The organism is Nocardioides sp. CPCC 206348 (assembly GCF_048654705.1).
In the GTDB taxonomy this organism is placed as follows: domain Bacteria; phylum Actinomycetota; class Actinomycetes; order Propionibacteriales; family Nocardioidaceae; genus Nocardioides.
In genome coordinates this window covers 11300-15001 of sequence record NZ_JBMCZA010000190.1, presented here as the reverse complement: position 1 = coordinate 15001, position 3702 = coordinate 11300, and the positions used below count along the sequence as shown (strand labels likewise).

6 protein-coding genes are annotated in these 3702 nt (G+C 69.4%); 1 reads left to right on the top strand and 5 read right to left on the bottom strand.

The window, feature by feature from the left end; genetic code table 11:
* On the bottom strand, nucleotides 1–1252 hold a 1252-nt coding region (locus tag ACOADB_RS15905), incomplete at its 3' end, for a hypothetical protein (protein WP_378600495.1).
* Between the two features lie 163 nt (nucleotides 1253–1415).
* Here ACOADB_RS15905 and ACOADB_RS15900 point away from each other — a divergent pair.
* Nucleotides 1416–1490: a 50S ribosomal protein bL37 gene (locus tag ACOADB_RS15900; protein WP_378600669.1), complete on the top strand. Its 75-nt coding sequence runs from the start codon at nucleotides 1416–1418 to the stop codon at nucleotides 1488–1490.
* 60 nt (nucleotides 1491–1550) lie between these two features.
* On the opposite strand, the gene ACOADB_RS15895 is transcribed toward ACOADB_RS15900, so the two are convergent.
* The 4 genes from ACOADB_RS15895 to ACOADB_RS15880 form a co-directional block, all read right to left on the bottom strand.
* Nucleotides 1551–2378 carry an SDR family NAD(P)-dependent oxidoreductase gene (locus tag ACOADB_RS15895; RefSeq protein WP_378600493.1) on the bottom strand — a complete coding sequence of 276 codons (828 nt, stop codon included), beginning with the start codon at nucleotides 2376–2378 and terminating at the stop codon, nucleotides 1551–1553.
* Between the two features lie 41 nt (nucleotides 2379–2419).
* On the bottom strand, nucleotides 2420–2707 hold the full coding sequence (gene rsrA / locus ACOADB_RS15890) for a mycothiol system anti-sigma-R factor (RefSeq protein ID WP_378600490.1): 288 nt from the start codon (nucleotides 2705–2707) through the stop codon (nucleotides 2420–2422).
* The gene (locus tag ACOADB_RS15885) at nucleotides 2704–3354 is read right to left on the bottom strand and encodes a sigma-70 family RNA polymerase sigma factor (RefSeq protein WP_378600488.1); all 651 of its coding nucleotides are present in this window, start codon (nucleotides 3352–3354) and stop codon (nucleotides 2704–2706) included. The genes rsrA and ACOADB_RS15885 overlap by 4 nt, the downstream gene beginning before the upstream one ends.
* Before the next feature lie 80 nt (nucleotides 3355–3434).
* A partial coding sequence (locus tag ACOADB_RS15880; protein WP_378600485.1) for an alpha/beta family hydrolase occupies nucleotides 3435–3702 on the bottom strand: 268 nt, incomplete at its 5' end.

Genomic DNA, 3702 nt, shown 5'->3' with positions numbered 1-3702 from the left:
CCGAGTCGCGCACCGTCAGGGTCCCGGCGTTGTAGAGGCCACCGCCCAGCTGCGAGGTGTTGTCGGCGACGACGCTGCCGTTGCGGACGGTGGTGGTGACGTTGGCGGTCGCGTAGACGGCACCGCCGCCGGACGGCGCGGTGTTGCCCTCCAGGTCGACGCTGTCGAGGACGAGCGTGGACGGCACGGTCGGCGTGCCCGAGGTGAAGATGCCGCCGCCGAAGTTGGCCGTGGCCTGGTTGCCGGTCAGCGAACCACCGTTGAGCGTGACCGGGAACGTCGTGTAGATGGCACCCGCAGCGGCGGCGACGTTGTTGGTGAAGTCCAGGTTCGACGCCGTGATGGGCTTGGCGTTCACGAGCGCGCCGCCGATCACCGCCTTGTTGGCGATGAAGTCCGAGTTGTCGAGCTGGAGCGCGGTGCCGTTGTTGTAGATCACGCCGCCCCATCCGCTCAACGAGCCGGTGCCGCTGGCCTCGTTGTTGCGGAAGGTGGTGTTGGTCGCGGTCACCGAGCCCAGGCTGACGATCGCGCCGGCCAGGCCGCTGAGCCCGAAGGCGCCGCCCACGGCCTTGTTGTTCTCGACAGTCGTGCCGTCCAGCTTGAGCGTCCCGCCGGGCGCGACGTACACGGCGCCACCCCAACCCTGGTTGGCCGCGGCTGCCGTTGCCGTGTTCCCGGTGATGTTGCCCCGGGTCATCTCCAGGGTCGTGCCGGCGGACAGGCCGACGGCCCCGCCCGAGATCGACTTGCTGTTGGTGATCGAGACGTCCGTGGCCCGGACGGTTCCCGACACGATCGGAAGGGCACCACCGACGGCGGCCTGGTGATTGCCGCCGTTCAGCGTGAGGTTGGTGAGCTCCAGCACTCCCCCTGCGGGCAGCTGGACCTTCATCGCCCACCCGACGGTGACGCTTCCGGTGCCGTTGATGACCACGCCCGGTCCGGTGCCGACGATCTTCGCGGGCTTCGTGACCGTCGGTCGGTCCGCGTAGTTCCCCGGCGCCACGTTGATGGTGTCGTTCGCGACGAACGCCGCCTTCAGCAGGACGCCGGTGATGCTCGCGCAGGGCGTGGCGGCCGAGGTGCAGTTCGCGGTGTTGACGCCCGTCGGCGCCACGTACCAGGGACCTGCGGCGGACGCCGGGGGTGCGCTGGCGACGACACCGGCGAGCGACGCCACCAGGGCGAGGCCGGCGACGGCGAAGCGGCTGCGGCCGCGCTGGGGCAGTGAACGGTGCTGGGGAACCATGGGAGCCTCGCGAACTCGGACCCGAGAAGGTGGGAGGGAGCAGCCGGACCGTAACACTGCCGGAGCCGGTGCCACAGGCGAATGAGAACAAGTTCCCGACCCGGATTGCGGTCCTGGAGCAGGGACCTGAGACACTGGGTCGATCTCGACTCCAGGAGGAACCATGGGCAAGACCGGACGCAAGCGCCGCTCCCGCCGCAAGAAGGGCGCGAACCACGGCAAGCGCCCCAACTGCTGAAGCGTCAGCAGGCAATCCAGGACCCCCGGACCACGACGTGGTCGCGGGGGTCTGGTGTTTCTACTCCGGGCGCGGGAACTGCGCGCGCATCGCCAGGTCCCAGCCACGGTCCCCCAGCACCTTGCGGGCGGCCATCGCGGCGGGAGCGGAGATGGTCACGGTGTAGCGCGGCTTCGGGTGGGCCCGGGTCAGCGCCTTCTCGATCACCTTCGCCACCGCCTCGGGCGGGCCACCGAACCTGGCCATCGGACCGTTGTAGACGTCGCTGGTGGAGGACTGGACCAGCTCGTTGAACCTCGCGTACGGGCCCTCGCCGGTCGGCATCCCCGCGGCGACCGCCGCCTCGAAGTTGGTGGTGATCAGGCCGGGTTCGATGAGGACGACCTTGATGCCGAAGCCGCCGACCTCGAAGCGCAGCGCGTCGGAGAGGGCTTCGACGGCGTACTTGCTCGCGTGGTAGGCGCCCCCGCCGGGGAAGGTGAGCTTGCCGCCCATCGAGCCGATGTTCACGACCCGGCCCGAACCCTGTTCGCGCATGGCGGGCAGGACCAGCTGGGTGAGCCGGATCAGGCCGAAGACGTTGGTCTCGAACTGGCGTCGTACGTCGTCGACGTCGAGCGACTCGAGGGCGCCGGACTGGGAGTAACCGGCGTTGTTGACCAGGGCATCGATCCTGCCGGCACCGTCCAGGACCGTGTCGACGGCGGTCACCATGGACGCCTCGTCGGTCACGTCGAGGGCCAGCGTGTGGCAACCGGCCGCCTCGAGCTCGCCCAGCACCTCAGGTCGGCGGGCCGTGGCCCACACGTCCCAGCCGTGGGCAGCGAGGCGCGCTGCGGTCGCAGCACCGATACCGGAGGAGCAGCCGGTGATGAGGACGGTCTTCATGTCCGGATCATGCCGCAGAACAGGTCACCCCGGGAGGGGCCTCACTGCAGCTTGACCTGGATCTCCTGGATCTGGATCCGGACCCGGGCACGCAGCTCCTCGGGAGCCGTCTCGCCACAGGACCGCGCAACCAGCGTCTTGACCGTGCGCTGCAGGTCGTAGCGCTCCAGACAGGGGCTGCAGGAGTCGATGTGCGCGCGCACGATCGTGCAGTCACCGGGCTCGAGCTCGTTGTCGATCAGCCGGACGATCCGCTCCAGGAAGTCGGCACACTCGGCGTTGGTCGGGTCGTCCCCGTGGGCGTGCTCGTGGCTGTGTGCGTCGTTCATCGCTGACCTCCCTCGACCGGAGCGTCGCCGCCGGTGCGGACGTAGTCGGAGAGCATGTCGCGGAGCTGGCGACGGCCGCGGTGGAGGCGGGACATCACCGTCCCGATCGGCGTTTCCATGATCTCGGCGATCTCCTTGTAGGCGAATCCCTCGACGTCGGCGAGGTAGACCGCGAGCCGGAACTCCTCCGGCAGGCGCTGCAGTGCGTCCTTCACCTGGCTGTCGGGGAGGTGCTCCAGCGCCTCCATCTCAGCCGACTTGAGGCCGGTGGACGTGTGCGACTCGGCGCGGGCGAGCTGCCAGTCCTCGACGTCACCGGTGTCGCCGGCGAACGCCTGCTGCGGCTGGCGCTGCTTCTTCCGGTAGGTGTTGATGAACGTGTTGGTCAGGATCCGGTAGAGCCACGCCTTGAGGTTCGTGCCCGGCCGGAACTGGTGGAACGCGGAGAACGCCTTCGCGAACGTCTCCTGGACCAGGTCCTCGGCGTCGGAGGGATTGCGGGTCATCCGCATCGCGGCGCCGTACAACTGGTCGAGGAACGGCAGCGCGTCACGCTCGAAGCGGGCGGCGCGGTCCTCGGGGGTCTCGGTCGCGACGTCGACGACCTCGTCCTCGAGGCCGGCAGGCAGATCAGAAGTCTCAGTCATCGCACCCCAGCCTAGAGGTTGCCCGACGGCCGTGCCCTCGGCCGGGCGTTCCAGAGTCGCGATCATGTGAGCGGAACGCCTCAGACCGGGGTGGCATTCCCCACGATCTCGCGGACGATCCATTCGAGGGTGGACTCGACCACGATCGCCATGGCGTCCTCCTCGGAGACCGGGCCGCTCTTCGGCACCTTGAGCCCGTGGTCGGCGCCCGGGACGACGGCCAGGTCGGCATTGGCGGGCAGCGGGTCGGGGAACTCCTCGGGTCGTCCCATCGGGTCGCGCTCCCCCTGCACGATCAACATCGGGACCCGGGCCTCGGTGAGCTCGCTGAGCCTGCTCTTCTCGGGC

Bases quoted from the DNA above. Each gene is read 5' to 3' on its own strand.
- ACOADB_RS15895 (WP_378600493.1), bottom strand. From the start codon at position 2,378: ATGAAGACCGTCCTCATCACCGGCTGCTCCTCCGGTATCGGTGCTGCG.
- rsrA (WP_378600490.1), bottom strand. From the start codon at position 2,707: ATGAACGACGCACACAGCCACGAGCACGCCCACGGGGACGACCCGACC.
- ACOADB_RS15885 (WP_378600488.1), bottom strand. From the start codon at position 3,354: ATGACTGAGACTTCTGATCTGCCTGCCGGCCTCGAGGACGAGGTCGTC.